At 48.9% G+C, this 23,490-nt stretch carries 20 protein-coding genes, 3 tRNA genes and 6 pseudogenes; 12 read left to right on the forward strand and 17 right to left on the reverse strand.

Translation table 11 applies throughout. The features are described from left to right. Positions 1–110 precede the first annotated feature (110 nt). A complete protein-coding gene (gene tsaA, locus ACRPFF_RS02115; RefSeq protein WP_432673671.1) occupies positions 111–785 on the reverse strand; it encodes a tRNA (N6-threonylcarbamoyladenosine(37)-N6)-methyltransferase TrmO in 675 nt (224 codons plus the stop codon). A 114-nt stretch (positions 786–899) separates the two neighbouring features. On the opposite strand from tsaA, the gene ACRPFF_RS02120 reads away from it, so the two are divergent. From ACRPFF_RS02120 to ACRPFF_RS02140, 5 genes are all read left to right on the forward strand, one after another. Next, positions 900–1,535 carry a nicotinamidase gene (locus ACRPFF_RS02120; RefSeq protein WP_411712607.1) on the forward strand — a complete coding sequence of 212 codons (636 nt, stop codon included), beginning with the start codon at positions 900–902 and terminating at the stop codon, positions 1,533–1,535. Positions 1,536–1,572: 37 nt separating this feature from the next. Next, positions 1,573–2,571 carry a lipopolysaccharide heptosyltransferase I gene (waaC, locus tag ACRPFF_RS02125; RefSeq protein WP_411712606.1) on the forward strand — a complete coding sequence of 333 codons (999 nt, stop codon included), beginning with the start codon at positions 1,573–1,575 and terminating at the stop codon, positions 2,569–2,571. Positions 2,572–2,763: 192 nt separating this feature from the next. Beyond that, the gene (locus tag ACRPFF_RS02130; protein WP_411712605.1) at positions 2,764–3,513 is read left to right on the forward strand and encodes an electron transfer flavoprotein subunit beta/FixA family protein; all 750 of its coding nucleotides are present in this window, start codon (positions 2,764–2,766) and stop codon (positions 3,511–3,513) included. A gap of 10 nt (positions 3,514–3,523) precedes the next feature. Continuing rightward, positions 3,524–4,459 (forward strand): electron transfer flavoprotein subunit alpha/FixB family protein, encoded by a 936-nt coding sequence (locus tag ACRPFF_RS02135; RefSeq protein WP_411712604.1) that lies wholly within the window; start codon positions 3,524–3,526, stop codon positions 4,457–4,459. A 62-nt stretch (positions 4,460–4,521) separates the two neighbouring features. Continuing rightward, positions 4,522–5,133 carry a YigZ family protein gene (locus ACRPFF_RS02140; protein ID WP_314169200.1) on the forward strand — a complete coding sequence of 204 codons (612 nt, stop codon included), beginning with the start codon at positions 4,522–4,524 and terminating at the stop codon, positions 5,131–5,133. 51 nt (positions 5,134–5,184) lie between these two features. Here ACRPFF_RS02140 and ACRPFF_RS02145 read toward each other — a convergent pair whose 3' ends face one another. Further along, positions 5,185–5,502 carry a DUF4298 domain-containing protein gene (locus ACRPFF_RS02145; RefSeq protein ID WP_314169199.1) on the reverse strand — a complete coding sequence of 106 codons (318 nt, stop codon included), beginning with the start codon at positions 5,500–5,502 and terminating at the stop codon, positions 5,185–5,187. A 158-nt stretch (positions 5,503–5,660) separates the two neighbouring features. On the opposite strand from ACRPFF_RS02145, the gene purD reads away from it, so the two are divergent. From purD to ACRPFF_RS02160, 3 genes and pseudogenes are all read left to right on the forward strand, one after another. Then, positions 5,661–6,932 carry a phosphoribosylamine--glycine ligase gene (purD, locus tag ACRPFF_RS02150; RefSeq protein ID WP_432673672.1) on the forward strand — a complete coding sequence of 424 codons (1,272 nt, stop codon included), beginning with the start codon at positions 5,661–5,663 and terminating at the stop codon, positions 6,930–6,932. 33 nt (positions 6,933–6,965) lie between these two features. Next, positions 6,966–7,568, forward strand: a complete 603-nt coding sequence (locus tag ACRPFF_RS02155; protein WP_432673673.1) for an L-threonylcarbamoyladenylate synthase — start codon at positions 6,966–6,968, stop codon at positions 7,566–7,568. A gap of 14 nt (positions 7,569–7,582) precedes the next feature. Beyond that, a pseudogene (locus ACRPFF_RS02160) lies at positions 7,583–7,828 on the forward strand (hypothetical protein); the annotation flags it as partial. Between the two features lie 301 nt (positions 7,829–8,129). On the opposite strand, the pseudogene ACRPFF_RS02165 reads toward ACRPFF_RS02160, so the two are convergent. Continuing rightward, positions 8,130–8,450 (reverse strand): annotated as a pseudogene (locus tag ACRPFF_RS02165) (surface-adhesin E family protein); the annotation flags it as partial. Continuing rightward, positions 8,434–8,673: pseudogene (gene uvrC, locus ACRPFF_RS02170) on the reverse strand (excinuclease ABC subunit UvrC); the annotation flags it as partial. The pseudogenes ACRPFF_RS02165 and uvrC, both read right to left, overlap by 17 nt. 5 nt (positions 8,674–8,678) lie before the next feature. Between uvrC and ACRPFF_RS02175 the strand changes: the two are divergent. After that, positions 8,679–8,993: pseudogene (locus ACRPFF_RS02175) on the forward strand (translational GTPase TypA); the annotation flags it as partial. A gap of 404 nt (positions 8,994–9,397) precedes the next feature. On the opposite strand, the gene ACRPFF_RS02180 reads toward ACRPFF_RS02175, so the two are convergent. From ACRPFF_RS02180 to ACRPFF_RS02190, 3 genes are all read right to left on the reverse strand, one after another. Then, positions 9,398–9,488 (reverse strand) — tRNA-Ser (locus ACRPFF_RS02180). A gap of 37 nt (positions 9,489–9,525) precedes the next feature. Continuing rightward, positions 9,526–9,612, reverse strand: a tRNA-Leu gene (locus ACRPFF_RS02185). Between the two features lie 33 nt (positions 9,613–9,645). Continuing rightward, positions 9,646–9,732 (reverse strand) — tRNA-Leu (locus ACRPFF_RS02190). A gap of 88 nt (positions 9,733–9,820) precedes the next feature. Here ACRPFF_RS02190 and rnr point away from each other — a divergent pair. Continuing rightward, on the forward strand, positions 9,821–12,220 hold the full coding sequence (gene rnr, locus ACRPFF_RS02195) for a ribonuclease R (RefSeq protein WP_432673674.1): 2,400 nt from the start codon (positions 9,821–9,823) through the stop codon (positions 12,218–12,220). A 166-nt stretch (positions 12,221–12,386) separates the two neighbouring features. Here the strand turns inward: rnr and guaB are convergent, their stop codons facing one another. The 8 genes from guaB to ACRPFF_RS02235 all read right to left on the reverse strand — a co-directional run bounded on the left by guaB (position 12,387) and on the right by ACRPFF_RS02235 (position 20,563). Then, positions 12,387–13,850: an IMP dehydrogenase gene (gene guaB, locus ACRPFF_RS02200; RefSeq protein WP_411712066.1), complete on the reverse strand. Its 1,464-nt coding sequence runs from the start codon at positions 13,848–13,850 to the stop codon at positions 12,387–12,389. 146 nt (positions 13,851–13,996) lie between these two features. Then, the gene (gene glnD, locus ACRPFF_RS02205; protein WP_432673675.1) at positions 13,997–16,555 is read right to left on the reverse strand and encodes a [protein-PII] uridylyltransferase; all 2,559 of its coding nucleotides are present in this window, start codon (positions 16,553–16,555) and stop codon (positions 13,997–13,999) included. A 48-nt stretch (positions 16,556–16,603) separates the two neighbouring features. Further along, positions 16,604–16,924, reverse strand: a complete 321-nt coding sequence (locus tag ACRPFF_RS02210; RefSeq protein WP_003688619.1) for a helix-turn-helix domain-containing protein — start codon at positions 16,922–16,924, stop codon at positions 16,604–16,606. Between the two features lie 323 nt (positions 16,925–17,247). Continuing rightward, entirely contained in the window at positions 17,248–17,721 is a 474-nt protein-coding gene (gene bfr, locus ACRPFF_RS02215; protein WP_003752420.1) for a bacterioferritin, read from the reverse strand. Positions 17,722–17,748: 27 nt separating this feature from the next. Continuing rightward, positions 17,749–18,213: a bacterioferritin gene (gene bfr / locus ACRPFF_RS02220; protein ID WP_002219259.1), complete on the reverse strand. Its 465-nt coding sequence runs from the start codon at positions 18,211–18,213 to the stop codon at positions 17,749–17,751. 473 nt (positions 18,214–18,686) lie between these two features. Further along, entirely contained in the window at positions 18,687–19,670 is a 984-nt protein-coding gene (gene lipA / locus ACRPFF_RS02225; RefSeq protein ID WP_432673676.1) for a lipoyl synthase, read from the reverse strand. After that, positions 19,663–20,286: a lipoyl(octanoyl) transferase LipB gene (lipB, locus tag ACRPFF_RS02230; protein WP_101128037.1), complete on the reverse strand. Its 624-nt coding sequence runs from the start codon at positions 20,284–20,286 to the stop codon at positions 19,663–19,665. The genes lipA and lipB overlap by 8 nt, the downstream gene beginning before the upstream one ends. A gap of 1 nt (position 20,287) precedes the next feature. Further along, positions 20,288–20,563, reverse strand: coding sequence for an HP0495 family protein (locus ACRPFF_RS02235; protein ID WP_002237935.1), 276 nt, complete (start codon positions 20,561–20,563; stop codon positions 20,288–20,290). A 182-nt stretch (positions 20,564–20,745) separates the two neighbouring features. Here ACRPFF_RS02235 and ACRPFF_RS02240 point away from each other — a divergent pair, with 182 nt between their 5' ends. Further along, positions 20,746–21,816 carry an AI-2E family transporter gene (locus tag ACRPFF_RS02240; protein ID WP_432673677.1) on the forward strand — a complete coding sequence of 357 codons (1,071 nt, stop codon included), beginning with the start codon at positions 20,746–20,748 and terminating at the stop codon, positions 21,814–21,816. Between the two features lie 201 nt (positions 21,817–22,017). On the opposite strand, the gene ACRPFF_RS02245 is transcribed toward ACRPFF_RS02240, so the two are convergent. Both ACRPFF_RS02245 and ACRPFF_RS02250 read right to left on the reverse strand, forming a co-directional pair. Next, positions 22,018–22,965: an SPFH domain-containing protein gene (locus ACRPFF_RS02245; protein WP_019272373.1), complete on the reverse strand. Its 948-nt coding sequence runs from the start codon at positions 22,963–22,965 to the stop codon at positions 22,018–22,020. A 34-nt stretch (positions 22,966–22,999) separates the two neighbouring features. Further along, positions 23,000–23,139: pseudogene (locus ACRPFF_RS02250) on the reverse strand (NfeD family protein); the annotation flags it as partial. A gap of 38 nt (positions 23,140–23,177) precedes the next feature. Between ACRPFF_RS02250 and ACRPFF_RS02255 the strand changes: the two are divergent. Continuing rightward, positions 23,178–23,276: pseudogene (locus ACRPFF_RS02255) on the forward strand (uracil-DNA glycosylase); the annotation flags it as partial. Positions 23,277–23,490: the final 214 nt, after the last annotated feature.

The following is a 23,490-nucleotide window of genomic DNA, read 5'->3' on the forward strand; positions in this document are numbered from 1 at the left end:
TTTGAATATTTATCCTGAATTAGGATTGGAAAAACAGTCTATAGGTAAAGAAAACATGCCGTCTGAAATTTTCAGACGGCATATTTTTTAATAGAATTAAATAATAAAATTTAAACAACGCTTATCTCAATAACCGTCGCGCGGTTTCCCTCTATCTGAAACCTGACTTCATAATCCTCAATATTCATGACGTAAATCCGTTCGGGAATATTCTGATAGGCGGGGCGCGGGTCTTGGGCAATGCTTTGGCTGATTAGGTTTTGGGTGCTTTCAGATAAATTTTCCGCGCCGATGTTTTCCAGCCAGACGACTTCAAGTTCTTCGGGTTTGCCGCTGACGAAGCCGGATGATGCATCGGGTTTGGATTCGACAAAGGGGATATAGGGTTTAATGTCGATAATCGGTGTGCCGTCCAGTAGGTCTGCGCCGCTGCAATAAAGGCGGACGGGTTTACCGGTTTCGATACGTTCGAGTTTTAAGAGCGATAGTCCGAGATGATTGGGGCGATGGGGGCTGCGCGTGGCGAATACGCCCATTTTTTGTTTGCCGCCGAGCCGTGGCGGACGCACCATTTGCGCCCAGCCTTCATCCAAAACGCCGTGAAAAATAAAACTTATCCACACATAATCGAAGTGTTTCAGTCCGCGTACGCTGTCTGTGGTAAATTCAGGATTCAGCTCTATGCAGACTTCTGCGGCGGAGACTAAACCGGGCTGACGGGCGACGCCGAATTTCTGTTTGTAGGGCGAGCGGGCGGTGCCGATGGGGGTGATGGTGTAAGTCATGAGGGTTGTGGATAAGTTTTTCGGAAAAACGCTATCTTATCACAGTCGGTTTTACCGCTTGTGGGCAGTAATTTGTTATAATACAGGGCATTTTAATTGTGTTGAAATGATGAGATGATTGTTTCCATTGATATTGATGCACAAAAAACTTTTACGCCCTTGTGTCCTGACGAGCTGCCTGTAAACGAGGGGCATTTGATTGTCGAAGAGTTAAATGCCCAAGCTGCTTTGGCGGATTTGCGTGTGATGACGAAAGATGCGCATCATGCGGCAGCGAAATGGCTTGTGGATAACTCTGTTGATATGTTGAAGCCGACAGGTTTGCCTGATGCGGATTTGACTTGGGTGGCTCATGCAATGGTCGGTACGCGCGGCTATGAATTGTTGGACGGGCTGCCTTCTGCCAAAGAATACGATTATTGCGTTTGGAAAGGCGTTGATCCTGAATTGCATCCTTACGGCGCGTGTTTTCACGATATTGAGGAAAAACTGAGCACTGGATTGATTGAGTGGCTGCGTTGTCAAAATACGGATATGGTCATTGTCGGTGGCTTGGCTACGGATTATTGTGTTAAAACAACGGTTTTGCAGTTGCTCAAAGGTGGTCGTTGGCAGGTTATCGTCAATGAAGCGGCTTGTCGGGGTATTGCGCCGGATACCATTGAAACGGCATGGCAGGAAATGCGTTCTGCCGGTGCCGTCATCTTAAAAAACGCCGAAGAAATTAAAAAATATATTAATAATCAATAAGTTAAAATTGTTTCACGTGAAACATACTTCTTAGAATATGAAAATTTTGCTTGTCCGCTTGTCCAGTATGGGCGATTTAATTCACACTTTGCCCGCAATCGAGGATTTGGCGCGACAATGCCCTGATGTGGAACTCCATTGGCTGTGTGAAGTTGGATTTGCAGATATTGCGCGCCTGCATCCATTTGTGAAAAAAATCCATGTGATGAAATGGCGGCAATGGCGCAAACATCTCTTTCAGGCTGAAACTTGGCGAGAAATAGGTCGTCTGAAACAGGCTTTGCGGCAGGAAGTATTTGATTTTGTATTGGACAGTCAAGGTCTGATTAAAAGCGCGTGTTTCGCTAAAATGGCGAAAACCCCTATTTATGGTTTGGATAAAAATAGCGCGCGTGAGGGATTGGCTGCGGTTGTGTATGAGAAAACATACGCTGTACCGAAGGGAAAAGATGCTGTTTGGCGTAACCGAGAGCTGTTTGCCCAAGTATTTGGGTATGTGATGCCTGAAACGCAGGTATTTGGCTTGACTGTTCCTGAAGCAGGCCGTCTGAAAAATTTAGCGCAGCCGTATTATGCGGCTTTACATGCGACCAGTCGGGACAGCAAGTTATGGCCTGTGGAAAACTGGCGGGCGTTGCTGCAAAAACTGAATCAAAAACAACAATGCAATGTTTATCTGCCTTGGGGAAACGAGGCTGAAAAAGCGCGTGCCGAACAGATTGCAGACGGACTGCCGTTTGCTATTGTGTGCGACAAAATGAATTTATTGCAGGCAGCGTATCTGCTGAAACACGCGGTCGGAATTGTTGGTGTGGATACCGGTTTGCTGCATTTGGCAAATGCCTTGGAAAAACCCGTGGTCGGTATTTATACCGATACCGATCCGATTAAAACAGGCGTTCAGGTTTCGCCAATTGCAAAAAATTTGGGCAATATCGGGCAGATTCCAACTGCAGATTTAGTTTATCAAACTTTGATGGATTGTGTGGCTACTGATGAGGTTCGGATGCCGTCTGAAACTGAAATGGCGGGATGATGTTTCTAATTTATCGGGTGTGGAAATGTCTATCTACTGGACTGAGTAAATGCTTTAAAAATGGTATAATCGGCAAGTATTATCCGGAAGATTTTTAAATAAATCCGGTTTTAAGGAAAACGGATTTGGTTTTATAGGGAAGAAGGTTTGGTTTCGCCGGATGGAAAGCAACGTTCTTTTTGGGAGAATTCAATGAAAGCACTAGTCGCGGTAAAGCGCGTAGTAGACTATAACGTCAAAGTTCGTGTAAAAGCCGATGGTTCGGATGTAGATATCGGTAATGTCAAAATGTCGATAAATCCGTTTGACGAAATTGCTGTGGAAGAAGCTGTCCGACTAAAAGAAGCTGGAAAAGTAAGCGAAATCGTAGCGGTTTCTTTGGGTGAGAAAAAATGCGAAGAAACGTTGCGTACCGCTTTGGCGATGGGTGCCGACCGTGCAATTCATGTTGAAACCGATGCGAAATTGGAGCCGCTGGCCGTTGCCAAGCTGCTGAAAGCCGTTGCGGACAAAGAAAATCCGCAAATTTTCTTTTTAGGCAAACAGGCAATCGATGATGATGCCAACCAAGTGGCGCAAATGCTGGCAGCTTTGCTGAATGCGGCGCAAGGTACGTTTGCTTCAAAAGTACAAATTGAAGGCGACGAAGTGCAGATTGTGCGCGAAATCGATGGCGGCGAAGAAACGATTGCGTTGAAACTGCCTGCAGTCATCAGCGCAGATTTGCGTCTGAACGAACCGCGCTTTGTCAAACTCCCCAATATTATGGCGGCAAAGAAAAAACCTTTGGAAAAACTGACTCCTGCCGATTTAGTTGCCGATATTCCCCCTCGTCTGAAAACGGTGAAATTTGCCGAACCTAAAGCGCGTCAGGCAGGTGTAAAAGTGGCAAGCGTTGCCGAATTGGTTGAAAAATTGAAAAACGAAGCCAAAGTGATTTGAGGAGACTGAAATGAGCGTATTGATTATTGCCGAACACGACAACAAACAGTTGAATCCTGCTACTTTGCATGCTGTTACCGCTGCTGCCAAACTGGGTAAAGTTGATTTATTGGTTGCTGGAAATAGTGCATCTGCCGTCGTGGAATCCGTGAAACAAGTAGCGGGTGTGGATAAGGTATTGGTAGCGGATGCCGCCCATTATGCCGAAGGTTTGGCTGAAGAACTGGCTCCGTTGGTTGTCAAATTGGCGGCGGATTACCGCTATATTGCAGCAACAGCAACCACGTTCGGTAAAAACCTTCTGCCTCGCGTGGCCGCCTTATTAGACGTACCGCAAATTTCTGATTTGACCGAGATTGTGGATGACACGACTTTTGTACGCCCGATTTATGCGGGTAATGCATTTGAAACCGTGCAAGCTGATTCGGAAAAAATGGTGCTGACCTTCCGTGCGACGGCTTTTGATGCAGCTCCTGCACAAGGTGGTTATGCCGAGGCAGTTAATGTTGAAGCAACCCCTGCTCAAAACCTGAGCCGTTTTGTGAACCGCAAGCTTTCCTATTCCGATCGTCCTGAACTGACTCAGGCAAAAGTGATTGTTTCCGGTGGTCGTGCGTTGGGTAGTGCGGAAAAATTCAATGAAGTGCTGACACCGTTGGCGGATGTTTTAGGTGCGGCAATCGGTGCATCCCGTGCGGCGGTTGATGCCGAATATGCGCCAAACGATGCTCAAGTCGGACAAACCGGTAAAGTGGTTGCGCCGCAACTCTATTTTGCAATCGGTATTTCAGGCGCAATTCAACACGTTGCCGGTATGCAAGACAGTAAGGTGATTGTTGCAATCAACAAAGATGCTGATGCGCCGATTTTCAATGTGGCCGATTATGGATTGGTGGGTGATTTATTTGAAATTGTCCCGCAATTAACAGAAGTATTGAAAAATTGATGTTTCACGTGAAACTTTCAGACGACCTTGTTATTAATGAGGTCGTCTGAAAACATTTCAGCATGATTACGACTTATAAAACCATTACATCCCCGACGCAGGCTGAGTTTAAAGATAAAGGCAGCCGTTTTATTGCATTTGCCTATCCGATTCGGATATTGGCTGATGTGAAAAAATACCTCGATCCGTTAAAGGAAGAGCATCATAAAGCACGACACTGGTGCTATGCTTATCGTTTGGGTGTGGATGGTATGCAATTTCGTGCCAATGATGATGGAGAGCCATCAGGAAGTGCGGGTCGGCCGATTTTGGGGCAGATTGATTCGGTGGGTATTACCGATGTTTTGGTCGTGGTCGTCCGCTATTTCGGTGGTACTTTATTGGGCGTTCCCGGTCTGATACATGCGTATAAAGAGGCAACGGCCCAGGCATTGGTGATCGCGGAAGTGGTTGAAAAGAATATTGAAAAAACTGTTTGGCTGAAATGTGAGTATCCGTTTTTGAACGAAGCAATACGAATTGCCAAACAATATCAGGCGGATATATTGGAGCAGGATTTACAGTTGGATTGCCGATTGATGGTAAGTTTGTCGTTGGTAAATTATGAGGCCTGTGTTTCGGCTTGGAAGAATACACGGCAGATTGAAGTAAATACGGAAAAGCCTTTTGAATGAAAGGTCGTCTGAAATGCTTTGTGATGGTATTTCAGACGACCTCTTTGCTCATTAATCTTCTTGCGTATATCTGTCCAGGGCATCGACGCTAGAGCGCAAATATAGCCAGGCTAATTGATGGAATTCGCCCAGCGCGTTCCATAACGCGTCTTCACTCATAATGCTGTATTCGCCTTCCGTACGCAAATCCAGTTCTGCTCCGTCTTCAATAGCCTGATGACATGCCTGATATTCGTGGGTATAGAAATTGGCTATATCGCGAATTAAAGCGGCGGCATGTTTCCAGCGCTGGATGTCTTCTTCCAATTGCGGTAGTAAATGACACCATTCGCGGTATTTGCTTTGGATTTCATCAATACGTTTTTGCATGGTTGCTTGTCCTTTTTCAATTTTGTGGATAAGTTAAATAGATTGGCATAGTGGAATGAAGCGGTCTTTGTTTGATTCCACTAAAATTTATTCAAACGGGACAAAAGTCCCTTTGTGTCAAGTTTTCGTTAAAAGTACATATTTATCAAGGAGATGGCATGAAACTGCTGGTTATCGGTAATGGCGGTCGCGAACACGCGCTGGCTTGGAAATTGGCGCAGTTGCCCAAAGTGGAAACAGTATTTGTTGCACCCGGTAATGCCGGTACGGCGATTGAACCTAAATTGCAAAATATCGCCTTGACTGCACATCAGGATTTGATCGAATTCTGTCGTAAAGAAAATATTACTTTTACCGTCGTTGGCCCTGAAGCTCCTTTGGCGGCAGGTATTGTGGATGATTTCCGTGCCGCAGGACTGAAAATATTTGGTCCGACACAATATGCGGCTCAGTTGGAAAGTTCCAAAGATTTCGCCAAAGCATTTATGGCGAAATACAATATCCCGACCGCGCAATACCAAACCTTTGAAAATGCCGATGCTGCACACGATTACATTAATCAGAAAGGTGCGCCTATCGTCATCAAAGCTGATGGTTTGGCGGCAGGTAAAGGCGTGATTGTGGCGATGACTTTGGATGAAGCGCATGCTGCGATTGACGATATGCTACTGGGCAACAAAATGGGCAATGCCGGCGCACGTGTTGTGATTGAAGATTTTCTGCAAGGCGAAGAAGCGAGCTTTATCGTTATGGTTGATGGCAATCATGTATTGCCTATGGCGACCAGTCAAGATCACAAGCGTCTTTTAGACGGCGACAAAGGTCCGAATACGGGCGGTATGGGTGCGTACAGCCCCGCGCCTGTGGTAACGTCTGCTGTGTACGAGCGCGCGATGAACGAGATTATTTTGCCGACTGTAGCGGGTATGAAAGCGGAAGGACATGAGTTTACCGGCTTCCTGTACGCAGGTTTGATGATTGATCAAAGCGGTGCACCCTATACGATTGAGTTTAACTGCCGTTTCGGCGATCCTGAAACCCAGCCGATTATGAGCCGTCTGAACAGCGATTTGGCGGATTTGGTCGAAGCGGCAATAGACGGCAAACTCGATAACGTAACCGCAGAATGGAACCCGCAAACTGCCGTAGGTGTAGTGCTGGCGGCTCAAAATTACCCCGAAACGCCCAAAAAAGGCGATGTTATTTCCGGTCTGGATGCAGCCAACCAAATCGGCAAAGTTTTCCATGCAGGCACAACGGCAAACGGGAAAGGCGACGTATTGACCAACGGCGGCCGCGTATTGTGTGTTGTAGGATTGGGCGACGATGTGGCGCAAGCGAAAGCCAAGGCATATGGCGCGTTGGAAAAAATCAGCTTCGACGGGATGCAATACCGTAAAGACATTGCCGATAAAGCGATTAACCGTTAATTAGAAAGAGGATGATGCCGTCTGAAGCCAAGTATGACTGATATGCTTCAGACGGCATTTTATATTATGTTATTTCCGAGAATTATCGCTGCATCAGCGCAACGTAAGTTAAGCGTTTATTTGAAAAAAGGCGGTTTGGTCGCTTATCCGACCGAATCTTGTTATGGTTTGGGGTGTCTTCCGACATTAGCCAAAGCACTCGGTAAGTTGGCGCATTTGAAAAAAAGGCCGCAACACAAGGGTATGATTGTTATCGGGAATCAATTTGAACAGTTGCAGCCTTTACTTCAAATGCCGTCTGAAAATCTTCAGGATATGCTTAGAAAAGAATGGCCCGCCCCTAAAACGTTCCTATTATCTGCCAAATCCTGCGTATTACCTGAGTTGCGCGGGAAACAGCGCAGCAAGTTGGCGGTCAGGATTCCCGCCCATGTAGGTGCGCGCCGCTTGTGTCAGGCTTTGCAAACGCCTTTGGTCTCAACTTCGTGCAATCGCGCAGGCAAACGCGCGTGTCGGACGGAGAGGGAAGTCAGAAGGCAATTCGGACGCGATGTGTGGATTGTCGGTGGGCGAATCGGCAGGCAGAAATCGCCGAGTCAGATTATCGACGGGGAAACAGGTAAACGTTTGCGTTAGATATGGATGCTTGAATGAAAACTTTTTTGCATACACAAAGAAAAAATTTTTTGGATGGTATTTCTCTACATGATTGTTATCGCACTGCGATAAAGGTAGAAGGACGCAACGTCTGCTTTGATTTTGAGGACGGTTTTGTCGTTCTGGACAATAATCCGAACAATCAAGCGGGCAAGCATCTGAAAACAGATTTTTCCCGTGTTGTTTTAACCCATGAAAATGGAAACGCCGAAGACGATTATTTGGTTGATATAGTGGATTAAATTTAAACCAGTACGGCGTTGCCTCGCCTTAGCTCAAAGAGAACGATTCTCTAAGGTGCTGAAGCACCAAGTGAATCGGTTCCGTACTATTTGTACTGTCTGCGGCTTCGTCGCCTTGTCCTGATTTTTGTTAATCCACTATATTTCGGATGGAAGCTGGTTTAAAAAATAATGTGGATAACTTTGGGGGTAACTTTTCGGGGAAATGGCAAAATGCCGTCCGAAATGCTGATATTTCAGTATTTCAGACGGTATTTTTATGATAAGGCTTATGGATAAGTTTGTGTATAAGTTGTAATCAGAGTTTTTTCCCGCATACGGTTTCATATTGTTTTTCAGTTAATGTCCCGGACAGGATGCTCATCGGGCGGAGGGAAGAGGCTGTGTAGCTTTGTGTGGAAATTTCCGTGTTTTTTGTATCAAACAACTGTAGCGAACTTAAGCGGTATGTTTTGTTGTTGCAGTGGATTTCCCACTCGGCAATGGCAGTCTTGTATGCGGGGGTGTTGGCAAAACGTTCTTGTTTTAGATTGGTCACAACTTTTTTATCTTGGAAAATCATCAGATTTCCGTTTTTTCTCACGCTGTCTTTATTGATATATGTATGGATATTGCCGTTCAAATTGCAGATTCGCGGCGGCGGTCTGCATTTTGTGTTGCAGGGTGCGGGTCAGTTCGTCGGTTTTGCCGTTGAGGAAAGTGGCGGCTTGACGCACGCTGTCGCAGTAGTCTTCTTCGCTGATGTGTCCGACGCAGGGCGCGGTGCAGCGTTTGATTTGGTACAGTAGGCAAGGGCGGTCGCGGTGTTCGAACACGCTGTCTTCGCAGGTACGCAGCATGAAGCTCGTGGAATCTGGAAGACCGCGGCCGTATGTTCGTATCGCCCAACGACAAAATCTACGAAGGTATGATTATCGGCATCCACAGCCGCGACAACGATTTGGTGGTCAACCCGCTCAAAGGCAAAAAACTCACCAATATCCGCGCCAGCGGCACCGATGAAGCGGTGCGCCTGACTACGCCGATTAAACTGACGCTGGAAGGTGCGGTCGAGTTTATCGACGATGACGAGTTGGTAGAAATTACGCCGCAATCCATCCGTCTGCGTAAGCGTTACTTGAGCGAATTGGAACGCCGCCGTCATTTTAAAAAGCTGGATTGATGTTTAAATGATGAGTTAATGCCGTCTGAAAGTGTTTCAGACGGCATTTGTTTTTAGAACATCTATACTGGATTATGAAAAAAGAAGTGATATGTTTGTGCTGAAATTGTATGTGTTACATGGTATTTACGTACAGAGAAGCAGTTTGGCTATATGGAAGAGGCAGGTGAAAACAGGAGGTGTTTAGTTCGAATGCAGCATCCTTGACGGTAAAATCCTGACTTATGATAGCCGACGGGTATATTTCATACGTTAGTTGTCTGATATCAAATAAAATACCANAAAACAAAAAAGATTTAAATCTGTTGAAAAGTGTTTTTAAAGCTGGATAGAAAAAAGCCCCATAAATATTTACGGAGCTTTTTTCTTATTTAAAAAGTTTATAAAACTTTTTAAATTATAACTGGCAGAGAGGAAGGGATTCGAACCCTCGATACGCTATTCACGTATACACGCTTTCCAGGCGTGCGACTTAAACCACTCATCCACCTCTCTAATGGCGGAATTTACCCTTAACAGGATAAATTATTATTGGTGCCCAGGAGAAGACTCGAACTTCCACACCCGTGAGGATACTAGCACCTGAAGCTAGCGCGTCTACCAATTCCGCCACCTGGGCAATATAAATATCTAAAATAAAGCAAAGCATGATTGGTGCCCAGGAGAAGACTCGAACTTCCACACCCGTGAGGATACTAGCACCTGAAGCTAGCGCGTCTACCAATTCCGCCACCTGGGCTTTGCTTTATTTACTGTTTTGCGGTACAGTGTCCTGCCGCAAAGAAGTCGCTATTATATAGGTCATAAAAAGAATGTCAACGGTCAAAATGAACAAAAATATTAAATCTTTAAATTTACGGGAAAAAGACCCGTTTTTAAGTCGTGAAAAACAGCGTTATGAACATCCTTTGCCCAGTGGGGAATGGATTGTCGAGCTGCTTGAACGTAAAGGCGTACCGTCCAAGATTGAAGCTTTGGCACGCGAATTGTCGATTAAGGAAGAAGAGTACGAATTTTTCGAACGCCGTCTGAAAGCAATGGCGCGGGACGGTCAGGTTTTAATCAACCGTCGCGGTGCGGTCTGCGCGGCGGACAAATTGGATTTGGTCAAATGCCGTGTTGAGGCACACAAAGACGGTTTCGGCTTCGCCGTACCGCTTACGCCCACCAAAGACGGCGATTTCGTTTTATACGAACGCCAAATGCGCGGCGTCATGCACGGCGACATCGTTACCGTCCGCCCTGCCGGTGTCGACCGCAGAGGCCGCCGCGCAGGTACGGTTCTGGATATTGTAGAACGCGCGCAAAGCAAAGTGGTCGGCCGTTTCTATATGGATCGCGGCGTGGCGATTTTGGAAGCGGAAGACAAACGCCTGAACCAAAGCATTGTCTTGGAACCTGACAGTGTCGCGCATTTCAAACCCGAATCCGGTCAGGTCATCGTCGGCGAAATCGAGACTTATCCCGAGCAAAACCGCCCAGCCGTGGCGAAAATCATTGAAGTATTGGGCGATTATGCCGACAGTGGCATGGAAATCGAAATCGCCGTGCGCAAACACCATTTACCGCACCAATTCAGCGAAGCGTGTGCCAAAGCTGCGAGAAAAATCCCCGACCATGTTCGTAAAAGTGATTTGAAAGGCCGCGTCGATTTGCGCGATTTGCCTTTGGTAACGATAGACGGCGAAACGGCGCGCGATTTTGACGATGCCGTGTTTGCCGAGAAAATCGGACGCAATTACCGTTTGGTCGTGGCGATTGCCGATGTCAGCCATTATGTCCGCCCCGATGACGCTATTGATACGGATGCGCAGGAACGCAGCACCAGTGTTTACTTCCCGCGCCGTGTGATTCCGATGCTGCCGGAAAACCTGTCCAACGGCATCTGCTCGCTCAATCCCGATGTCGAGCGTTTGTGCATGGTGTGCGATATGGTCATCACTTACGCGGGCAATATTAAAGAATACCGCTTCTACCCCGCCGTGATGCGCTCTCATGCCCGTCTGACTTACAATCAAGTCTGGGATTGGATTTCAGACGGCCTCGACCATCCGCACAAAGCCCAAATCGACACCCTCTACAAACTCTTCAAAATCCTCCAGAAAAAACGCTTCGAACGCGGCGCGGTGGAGTTTGAAAGCGTCGAAACCCAAATGCTTTTCGACGACAACAGCAAAATTGAAAAAATCGTCCCCGTCGTCCGCAACGATGCCCACAAGCTGATTGAAGAATGTATGCTGGCGGCGAATGTTTGCGCGGCGGATTTTCTGTTGAAAAACAAGCATACGGCTTTGTTCCGCAACCATTTGGGCCCGACACCCGAAAAACTCGCCACCCTGCGCGAGCAGCTCGGCTTATTGGGTTTGCAACTGGGCGGTGGAGACAACCCAACGCCGAAAGACTATGCCGCGCTTGCCGAACAATTCAAAGGCAGACCTGATGCCGAATTGCTGCAAGTTATGATGCTGCGCTCCATGCAGCAGGCGGTTTACGAACCGCATTGCGAAGGGCATTTCGGTTTGGCTTATGAAGCATACGCCCATTTCACCTCGCCCATCCGCCGCTATCCCGACCTGACCGTACACCGCGCCATTAAAGCTGTGCTGAACCAGCAAACCTACACGCCAAGCAAAAGCTGGCAGGCTTTAGGCGTACATACCTCGTTCTGCGAACGCCGTGCCGACGATGCCAGCCGCGACGTGGAAAACTGGCTGAAAACCTATTATATGCGCGATAAAGTCGGCGAAGTATTCGAAGGTAAAATCTCCGGCATGACCAGTTTTGGTATCTTTGTAACACTGGACGGCATTCACATCGACGGCTTGGTACACATCAGCGATTTGGGCGAAGACTATTTCAACTTCCGCCCCGAAATCATGGCGATAGAAGGCGAACGCAGCGGCATCCGTTTCAACATGGGGGATAGGGTTACCGTTAAAGTTGCCCGTGCTGATTTGAATACCAGTAAAATTGATTTTATTTTGATTGCAGGAGGAGTTGCGGGCAGGCGGAGGAAGATTAAATCATCCCAATATACCAAGCCGGCAAAGGCGGTTGTGCAAAGCAAACCGAAAACTGTTGCAAAGAAAAAAGCAGCCCGAGACTGCAAGGCAAAGGAAAGAGGTAAGTCTGTTGCCGCGCTGCCGAAGAAAAAGGCAAAAAAATCGGTTTCGATTAAAATAAAAAAAAAACGAAAGGTAAATAATACGGGTCGGAGCGGGCAGTAGAAGCGTTTAAGAAAAATCCCAAGCCATGCCTGCCATGACACACTTGCCTATCTTTCTATGGCCTATCCGTTTTATCAGGTAGGTTATTATTCTCGGTAAATTTAAAAATGCCGTCTGAAACCTTAAAATCGGGTTTCAGACGGCATTTTAATAAAGATTGCTTGAATCAGCGATGGTAGTTCGGTGCTTCTTTGGTGATTTGCACGTCGTGAACGTGAGATTCGCTCATACCGGCAGAAGTGATTTCCACAAATTCTGCTTTCTCGTGCATTTCAGCAATATTGGCGCAACCCAAGTAACCCATGCTGGAGCGCAGACCGCCAGTCAGCTGGTGGATGATATTCACGATCGGGCCTTTGTAAGGCACGCGGCCTTCGATGCCTTCAGGAACATATTTGTCGGTGCTGTCGGTTTTGTCTTGGAAGTAGCGGTCGGCAGAACCTTGGCTCATTGCGCCCAAGGAACCCATACCGCGGTAAGACTTGTAAGAGCGGCCTTGATAGAGTTCGATTTCGCCCGGTGCTTCTTCCGTGCCTGCAAACATACCGCCGAGCATGACGCTGTATGCGCCGGCAGCAAGTGCTTTGGCGATGTCGCCGGAGAAGCGGATGCCGCCGTCAGCAATCAGAGGGACGCCCGTGCCTTTCAGGGCTTCGGCAACATTGTGAATCGCAGTCAGTTGAGGCACGCCCACGCCTGCCACGATACGGGTCGTACAAATCGAACCCGGACCGATACCGACTTTAACGGCATCCGCACCTGCGGCGACCAAATCCAAAGCGGCTTGAGCAGTCGCGATGTTGCCGCCAATGACTTGGATGTGCGGATAGGTTTCTTTGACCCAACGCACGCGATCGATAACGCCTTGGCTATGACCGTGGGCAGTATCGACCACAATCACGTCCACGCCTGCTTCTACCAATGCTTTGACGCGCTCTTCGGTATCGCCGCCGGTACCCACCGCGGCACCGACGCGCAGACGGCCTTCGGAGTCTTTGTTGGCGTTAGGGAATTCAGTTGTTTTCAGAATGTCTTTAACGGTAATCAGACCTTTGAGTTCGTCTTGGTCGTTCAATACCAAAACGCGCTCGACTTTGTGCGCATGCATGACTTCTCGGGCTTCGTCGATGCAGGTACCTTCGGGAACGGTAACCAAACGCTCGCGCGGTGTCATGATGGCGGAAACAGGCAGATCGAGACGGTTTTCAAAACGCAGGTCGCGGTTGGTTACGATACCGACCACTTTGCCATTTTCAACGACAGGCAGGCCGGACATTTTGCGTTTGCGCTGCGCGCGCATTTCCAAAACTTCACGGATCAATGCGGTCGGTGCAACGGTAACGGGATCTTTCACCACGCCGCTCTCATGGCGTTTCACTTTGGAAACGGCGCGCGCCTGCATCTCAGGCGTCATGTTCTTATGGATAATGCCGATGCCGCCTTCTTGCGCCATAGAGATGGCTAAACGCGCTTCGGTAACGGTATCCATTGCCGCAGAAAGCAGGGGGAGGTTGAGCGTGATGTCGCGGGTGAGTTTGGTTTGAAGCTTGACATCTCGGGGCAGCACGGTTGAATGTGCAGGAACCAACAGGACGTCGTCGAAAGTATAGGCTTTTTCTACGATACGCATGATGCTCGGTCTTTCAGTTTGTGCAAGATGCACGGCATTATAACATGGTACTTGCGTCTTGGCAGCCGATATTGTTTACAATATTTATCCGTTTCGGAATAGTTGGAAAACAGAAGGGCTAATGTCGTCTGAAAAGGGAAGAGGAATCATGTTAATTGTTCCAACAAAGCCTGTTTCAACGCAGATTGGATTTTCGGATTTTTCAAATCGGGGCTGAAAACGGTAAAACTGTCTTCGACGCGTTCATCCAGCGTGGAAATTTTGGCGTAGCGCAGGCTGACATTGTGGGCGAAAAAGACTTCCGCCATATCGGCGAGCAGGAAAGGGCGGTTGACGGCGGTAATTTCGACGGAGTACCAGTCGGGGTAGTCTTCTTCGGGGGTAATGGTGATGCTTGGCGCGATCGGCATATAGCGGCTGCGGCGGCCGATGCGGCGGCTGTGGCTTTGGGTTTCGGCAACGGTGTGTCCGTGGATAAAGCTGTTGAGTTCTGCTTCGAGCGCGCTTTGAATGTCAGGGTAGTCTTCGGGGGCGTGTTGTGAGGGAATTTGCACGATGAAGGTGTCGAGGATGTAGTCGTGTTCGGTAATGAAGGCGCGGGCGGCGAGGATGTCGAAGCCGTGGCGGCTGAAGATGCGGCAGAGGCGGGCGAACAGGCGCGGGCCGTTGGGCATAAAGACCATGACTTGAAAGCTGTTGCTTTTGGGCAGGATGCGGCTGCGGACGATGGGAGTTTCAAAGTCGTGTACGAGGTTGGCAGCATGCCACAGGATTTCGCGGGACTGATGGCGGGCAAAGTAGGCGGAACCGAGCACGTTCCAAAGCTTTTTCTGCTGTTTTTCAGGGACGGCGGCGCGGGTGAGCAAGTCGGCGGCTTCTTGTTGGCGGCGGCCGAAGAGGGCGTGCGGGTTGCCGCCGTTGCCTGCGAGGTAACGTCCGGCGGCATGGAACAGGCTTTCCAACAGGCTGGCGCGCCATGCGTTCCACAGTTTAGGATTGGTGCCGCGTATGTCGGAAATGGTCAGAAGGTAGAGTGCGCTGAGGCGTTCGTGGGTTTGCACGCGTTTGCAGAAGGCATCGAGTACGCCGGGGTCTTGGATGTCTTCTTTTTGGGCGACGGTGGACATAAGAAGATGGTTTTCGACCAGCCAGGCAAGCAGGTCGCTTTCTTCTTCGGTCAGGAAGTGGTCGGCGGCAAATTGGCGTGCGTCCGCGATGCCTTGTATGGCATGGTCGCCACCGCGTCCTTTGGCGATGTCGTGGAAGAAAGCAGCAAGGTAGAGGATGTCTTGTTTTTCAAAGGACTGCATCAGCGCGGAGGCGTAAGGCAGCTCGTGGCTGTGCATATCCAAGGCAAGGCGGCGGACGTTGCGGAGGACGGCGAGGATGTGATCGTCCACAGGATAGATGTGGAACAAGTCGTGTTGAAGCAGCCCGACGATTTTTTCCCACGCGGGCAGATAGCGACCCAACACGCCGTAGAGGTTGAGAAAGCGCAGGGTTTGAGTCAGCCCGTTGCCGCTGCGGAAAAAGCCGACGAAACGGCGGCGGTTTTCGGGATTTTGGTAGAAGCTGCGGTTGATTTTGCGCGTCGCACCCCACCAGGCGCGCAGGGTTTGCGGTTCGAGTGCGGTAATGTCGTTGCGCTGCTGCATGATTTCAACAATTTTGAAAATGTGTTCGGGCCGTCTGAAAAAAATATCGGTGTGCCGCGCGGCGATTTGGTTGTTGACTTGGATGTAGTCGTCGTCAATCCGCAGGGTAACGCGCATCGGCGCGGAGGAAACGCGGCTTCGCAGCATAGGCGTGAGGATGCCGCTCAGTTGTTTGACGGTTTTAATCGCGCGGTAAAACACGCGCATCAGTTCTTCGCTTTGACGGCGGAGGTTCAAGCCTTGATAACCCATACTTTCGGCGACTTGCGGCTGCAAATCGAACAGCAGGCGGTCTTCGGCGCGCTTGGCGTTTAAATGCAGATGGATGCGGATGTGGGCGAGGCGGCGGTAGCCGTGTGAAAGCATACCGGCTTCAGTGCGCGTCAGAATGCCTTGTTTGACCAGCGCAGGCAGGTTGGTCGCCAAGCCTTGTGCTTTCGCTATCCAAAGCAGGGTGTGGATGTCGCGCAGACCGCCGGGACAGCTTTTGATGTTTGGTTCCAACACCGCCCCTGAGCCTTGCGATTTGGCATGGCGGTGTTCCATCTCCACCAGTTTTGCCTCGACAAACGCCGCCACATTGCGCTGCGCGTTCATTTTTTCCGCCAATTCCTCTGCTGTTTGGCGGTTGCCAAACAAAAACCTAGCCTCTAAAAACGCTGTGTCCCCCGTAATATCATTGCGCACGCTTTCACATAGTTCATCAACGCTGCCGCTTTTTACAGACGGCATCAGTTTGCAGTCCCACAGGGTTTGGACAAACCGGGCAATCTGTTCCTGAATGCCGTCTGAAAGCGGGGCAGGGGAGACAACCGCCAAATCCACATCTGAACAGGGATACAGTTCGCCGCGCCCGAAGCCGCCCACCGCCATCAGACATAACGCGCTGTTTTGAAAATGTTCTGCCCACAATGCCGCCAGCAAGGTTTCGACTGCCGCCGTGTATTCCCTGAAAAATACCGACACGCGGTTGGCTTTCAAATAATGCGCTTCGGCGGCATCGCGCTTCTGTTTGAAGGTTTCCAGTGCTGAAGACAGGTTTGCAGGCATTTTTATTCTTTCGATTGGCGGGAAAAAGGGAGGCGGATGGTTCGGCGGTCAAATACCGCTTTCAGACGGCACTTGTCGGGTATCGGCGGAATTGGTCATCAGGTTCAACCGTTCCTGCGGCGGCAGCAGCAACTGATACGCCGCCACGCCCAAAGCCGCCGCCATTTTTTCGATATTCGACAGGGCGATGTTCCAGCGTTTGCGCTCGACTGCCGACACATAAGTCCTGTCCAAACCGCATTGCCGCGCCAATTCTTCTTGCGACCAGCCCTTGTTCACGCGGAAAAGCCGCATATTGTATGCCAATACCGCCCGCAAATCCTGTTCGTCAGGCAGTTCGGCAGGCAGAGTTAATTTGTTGCCCATCATTTGTTTCCAGATAAATGGTTAAAGTTAAGTATTTGCTGTTACGGATTTTACTTCACATAAAGACCAAAAAAAAGGGGTGGCGGCAGCCACACCCAAACACACACACATCAAGAGGAAAGAGATAAAATCAAGACGGATTGGGAAACAGCAAACAAGCAATCTAGATTTCATGTCGGTATTATCAAACTAAAACCGTTATCGAGTATTGATTCAAATCAATTTCGATTTTATTCGCAATCCGGTAAAGAAAAACGGCATATCCGTTTATATGGATATGCCGTCTGATGGTGCAGAGAACTGCTATATTTGGCAGTGGTTTGTGTTTAGTCCTCTTGCGCCGCTGTTTGCAGGTAGTTGGGCAAACCGATTTTGCCGATCAGTTCCTGCTGGGTTTCGAGCCAATCGATGTGTTCTTCGTTGGTGTCTTTTTGTTTTTCCAACAAATCACGGCTGACATAATCCTGTTGCGCTTCAGCTGTGGCGATGGCAGCAAGCAGGGCTTCGTGTTTTTCCTGTTCTTTGGTCAAATCGCAGGCAATGATTTCTTCGGTGGACTCGCCAATCAGAAGCTTGCCCAGTTCTTGCAGGTTCGGCAGGCCTTCGAGGAACAGAATGCGCTCGATCAAATCGTCGGCAGCTTTCATTTCAACGATGGACTGTTTGAAGAAATGTTCGCCCAGTTCTTCAAAGCCCCAGTTTTTCAAAATACGGGCGTGAAGGAAATATTGGTTGATGGTTATCAGCAGCAAGCCTAAGTTTTTGTTCAGCTCGCGGATAACCAAACGGTCGCCTTTCATACGGACTCCTTTTATTCCGAATACGGATTACAGTTGGCTTTGGTAGTAGTTGCCTTCGCCAATCAGCTCGATTAGACGCAGCTGCTGTTCCAACCAGTGTGCGTGGTCTTCTTCGGTATCTTTCAGTTGGGCAACCATCAGGTCGCGCGTAACATAGTCTTGAGCCTCTTCGCACAGTTTGATGCCTTTTTTCAACGCATCACGTACTTCATATTCGGTTTGCAGGTCGGCTTTGAGGCAGGAAACCACGTCCGTGCCGATATTCAGTTCGGCGCGTGCCATTTTCGGCGTGCCGCCCAGCATCAGGATGCGGCGGATGAAGTCTTCGGCGTGTGTGGTTTCTTCTTCCATCTCGTGATTGAGACGTTCAAAAAGTTTGGTGTAGCCCCATTCGGAGTAGAGGCGGGAGTGGATGAAGTATTGGTCGCGTGCTGCCAGCTCGCCGGACAGCAATTCGTTCATATAATCTAAAACTGCTTGATTGCCTTGCATAATATTTCTCTTTTCTTAATTTGGGTTTCGTGTGGTTAAACAGTGGATGTAGCACTGTTCGGGATGCGTGCATTGTATGCAAAAGTTGTCGGCATGACAAATTTTCTATTTAAAATACAAACAATTATCAAAAGAAATAGGGCGTATTCCCCGATGCCTTCCAAATCAGTATGCTGTTTTTTATCGGTTTTTTGTGCTGTTAAAACTAAGAATCCATCTCATCAATAAAGAACATTTACACTTGTTAACCATAGCAAAAAACAAATAGAGCACGGTTTTTTATCAAAATTTATAATGAATCTTTCTCATTAACCGACAGATTCTTTTGAGATTATCGGATTTTGGGAATAAATCATGCCGTCTGAAGGGATTTCAGACGGCATGGACAATTCAAGTTGATGTTGTTTACATCAAACAAGGCGGCAGACAGCAGCGTAGGAAATTATTTTTTACTTCGGAACGGTGTTCCGAGTTTAATGATGCCCGCAACCGCCGTGGCTTTCACGTAAGGCTTCGGCAGCCTGTTCGTCGGCATGGTAACTTGAACGTACCATCGCACCGATGGCGGCATTGGTAAAGCCCAGTTCGTATGCTTCTTTTTCAAAGATTTTGAATTGTTCGGGCGTAACGTAGCGCAAGACAGGCAAGTGGCCGTCTGAAGGCTGGAGATACTGTCCGATGGTAATCATCTCGATATTGTGCGCCCGCATATCGCGCATAATTTCGCGCACGTCTTCGTCTGTTTCGCCCAAGCCGACCATAATGCCGGATTTTGTGGGAATATGCGGCATCATTTCTTTATAACGTTTTAATAAGTCTAAAGAATGTTGATAATTGGCACCGGGACGGGCTTTTTTATACAAGCTCGGATGGGTTTCCANGTTGTGGTTCATCACGTCGGGCGGGGTTTCGGCAAGGATTTTCAGTGCGATGTCCAAGCGGCCTCGGAAGTCGGGGACGAGGATTTCGATTTTGGTGTTCGGACTGGTCTCGCGGATGGCTTTGATGCAGTCGGCGAAGTGTTGGGCGCCGCCGTCGCGCAGGTCGTCGCGGTCGACGGAGGTGATGACGACGTAACGCAGGTTCATGGCTTTAACGGATTCGGCGAGGTTTTTCGGTTCGTCGGGGTCGAGCATATTGGGGCGGCCGTGTCCCACGTCGCAGAACGGGCAGCGGCGCGTGCAGATGTCGCCCATAATCATGAAGGTCGCCGTGCCTTTGCTGAAGCATTCGCCGATGTTGGGGCAGGAGGCTTCCTCGCAAACGGTGTGCATTTTTTGTTCGCGCAAAATGTCTTTGATTTCAAAGAATTTGCGCGATGGGAGTTTGGCGCGTATCCATTCGGGCTTTTTCAGTTTTTCCTGAAGGGGGACGACTTTGATGGGGATGCGGGCGGTTTTGTCCGCGCCTTTGAGTTTGATGCCGCGTTTGGGATCGTCGGTTTTGATTTCACTCATTGTTATCTGCTTTCGGTGTGAGTTGTGTTTTAAGATGTGTGGTCAGCTTGGCGGCGACTTCGTCCAGCGTGGGGCAGGGGTGGACGAGGTCGGCGATTTGCGTCATTTCCATACCGGCATAACCGCAGGGGTTGATATGGGTAAACGGCGAGAGGTCCATATTGACGTTGAGCGCAAGGCCGTGATAGACGGAACCTCCTTTGATACGCAGCCCCAGCGAGGCGATTTTGCGTTCTCCGACATAAACGCCGGGGCGTTTCGGATCAGCTGCCGCTTCGATGCCGTATTCCGCCAATGTGGCGATAATGCTGTTTTCAAGCGCGGAAACGATGTTTCTAACACTGGTTTTGCGCCGTTTGAAATCAATCATCGTATAAACGACCAATTGCCCGGGCCCGTGATAGGTAATCTGCCCGCCCCGGTCAATCTGGATAACGGGGATGTCGTCCCTAATCAGCAGGTGCTCGGGTTTTCCCGCCAGTCCTTGCGTAAAGACGGGCGGGTGTTCGACAACCCAGAGTTCGTCTTCGGTGTCGGCATTACGTCCGGCATTAAAGGTTTTCATTGCCTCAAAAGTCGGCAGATATTCAACCAAACCTTTATGTATGATTCTCATCTCAAAGTACCACTTTGACCAGTTCGTGCGAAGTCAGCGCGCGGTAGATGTTGTCCAATTGTTCTTGGTTTTCAACCTTTACTTGTACGGTGGCACCGGTATAGTTGCCTTTGCTGCTCGGACGCGTGGTGATGTGGTGAGCCTGCGTGTCAGGGGCGTGAAGGCGGACGGTTTCTAAAACCGCTTGCTCGAACTCGGGATGAACCGCCCCCATTACTTTTAATGGGAAGGTGCAGGGAAATTCAATGAGAGATGTTTTGTTTTCTTGTTCGGTCATGATGTGCTGCCTTATCGTGTACGGTATGCCGTCTGAAAGCGGGTTTGCCTTTCAGACGGCATCAGATATGCGGTATTTTAGCCCAAACCGCGATAACAGGCTATCGGAACGGCACGGGCTTTATCTGCGATATAACCCATTCTGCTATAATAATGATGAAAATGGTTTCCGGACGGGTTGTTATGTATCAGAAAAAAAAGCAGAGTATCAAACCCTGGGTTGGTGCGGGGGTGTTCCTTACGGTCTTGATATGGCTGGCTTTCGCACTTGGCGACACACTGGCTCCCTTTGCAGTTGCGGCAGTGTTGGCGTATGTGTTGGATCCTTTGGTTGAATGGTTACAGAAAAAAGGTTTCAACCGTGCCGTTGCTTCAATGACTGTAATGATTTTTGCCTTGCTGCTGCTTGCCGCGCTGCTTTTGATTATTGTCCCTATGCTGGTCGGACAGTTCAACAGCATGGTATCCCGTTTGCCCCAACTTGCAGGTTTTATGCAAAATACGCTGTTGCCGCTGTTGAAAGACACTGTGGGCAATTATGTGGAAATCGATCAGGCATCTATTATTGCGTGGCTTCAGGCGCATACGGGCGAGTTGAGCAACGCGCTTAAGGCGTGGTTTCCCGTTTTGATGAGGCAGAGCAGCAATATCGTCAGCAGTATTGGCAATCTGATGCTGCTGCCGTTGCTGCTTTACTATTTTCTGCTGGATTGGCAGCGGTGGTCATGCGGCATAAGTAAACTGGTTCCTAGGCGTTTTGCCGATACTTATACCCGTATTACAGGCAATTTGAACGAGGTATTGGGCGAATTCTTACGCGGTCAGCTTCTGGTAATGCTGATTATGGGCTTGGTTTACGGTTTGGGATTGATGCTGGTCGGGCTGGATTCGGGGTTTGCCATCGGTATGCTTGCCGGTATTTTGGTATTTGTCCCTTATCTCGGTGCGTTTACGGGATTACTGCTTGCCACCGTTGCCGCCTTGCTCCAATTTGCTTCGTGGAACGGCATCTTAGCTGTCTGGGCGGTTTTTGCCGCCGGACAGTTTCTCGAAAGTTTTTTCATTACGCCAAAAATCGTGGGAGACCGTATCGGCCTGTCGCCGTTTTGGGTTATCTTTTCCCTGATGGCATTCGGACAACTGATGGGCTTTGTCGGAATGTTGGCAGGATTGCCTTTGGCTGCCGTAACATTGGTATTGCTGCGTGAGGGTGTGCAGAAATATTTTGCCAGCAGTTTTTATCTGCACAGGTAAGGCATTGACGAAGTATAAAGTTTCCAAAGGGGATATTTTGTTTTATCCGAAAATGCAGTATGGACACCTGCAGTCCGCGTTCGTTATCAAATAAGGGTATGGAGATAAATATATTTTTGAGTTTGGATTTAGATAAAAATGCCGTCTGAACCTTTCCCGTAAGGTTCAGACGGCATTTTTCATATCTACTGATTGGGATATTTATTGGGAAGTTTTACCCTTGTCGAGGATTTTCATCCCAGCCGAAATCAGGCTACCAATGTCGGCAACATTGGCGGGCATAATCAGCGTATTGCTTTCTTTGGCAAGATTGTTGAACGCAGCGACGTATTGTTCCGCAATCTTCAGATTGACCGCATCCGCCCCGCCTTGGGTTTGAAGGGCGGCGGCAATTTGACGGATGGCTTCGGCATTGGCTTCGGCAACAAGGCGCAGGGATTCCGCTTCGCCTTTGGCGCGGTTGATGCGGGCGATTTTCTCGGCATTTGATGCATTGACCGCAGCCTGTGCCTCGCCTTCGGATTGTTGGATTTCGGCTTCGCGCTGACCGCTGGCAAGGTTGATTTGTTCGATTTTACGGCCTTCGGATTCGGCGATACGGGCGCGTTTTTCGCGTTCGGCAGTAATTTGCGCCTGCATTGCGCGGAGGATTTCTTGCGGCGGAACCAAATCCTTGATTTCGTAACGGAGGACTTTCACACCCCAGGCCCCGGCTGCCTCATCGAGGGCGGAAACGACGGTGCTGTTGATTTCGTCGCGTTCTTCAAACGTTTTGTCCAACTCCATACGTCCGATAACGGAACGCAGCGTCGTTTGGGCAAGCTGGGTAATCGCCATAATGTAGTTGCTCGAACCGTATGAGGCAAGTTTGGGATCGGTTACTTGAAAATAGATGATACCGTCAACAGTCAGCTGCGTATTGTCGCGCGTGATGCAGACCTGGCTGGGTACATCCAAGGGAATTTCTTTCAGCGAATGACGGTAGGCGACGCGGTCGATAAAGGGAATCAAAATATTCAAACCGGCCGTTAGGGCGCGATGGAAACGCCCGAGCCTTTCGACAACGTGGACTTCCTGCTGTGGGATGACAACAAAGGATTTGAAGCCGAAAACGGCAACGGCTGCCAACAAGATAATGAAAAATTCCATAATTCCTCCGAGTGTTAAGGGTTTACGATGATAAGAAGGTTACCTTTCTTCCCGCCAAAGCCGCGCTGATAACCAGAAGATAAACCGTTCCCGTCAATAATTCGATGATTAAGATGGCAACAGCGGCAGTCATATATTTCCCCGCAAAGGGCTTCGTTTGACAAAATACGCGATATCAGCAGTATAGCCGAATTTGAAAGGATAGGGCAGATATGGACACTTGGCACGATGCACTGGGCAACGAAAAACGGCAACCGTATTTTCAAGAAATTTTAAATGCAGTCAGGCAGGGACGTTTGTCGGGACAGATAAGGAGGAATGGAAAGCGTTTAAAAAAAAGCGGTGAATTTCACCGCTTAGATTACAAGATTGTGACGATTTACTCGGGTTTTCAGCTTGAATGATTAAAACTCAAATTTCAAGCCCATTTGACCTTGTTTATTTTTGTCACGATGTTTGCCTGATTGCGTAGCGAATGAAGCCCAAAGTTTAACCTTATCTTCCAGTTTAACATCGGCACCCATT

It is taken from the genome of Neisseria sp. SLRRB23 (assembly GCF_050896295.1).
Classification (GTDB): domain Bacteria; phylum Pseudomonadota; class Gammaproteobacteria; order Burkholderiales; family Neisseriaceae; genus Neisseria.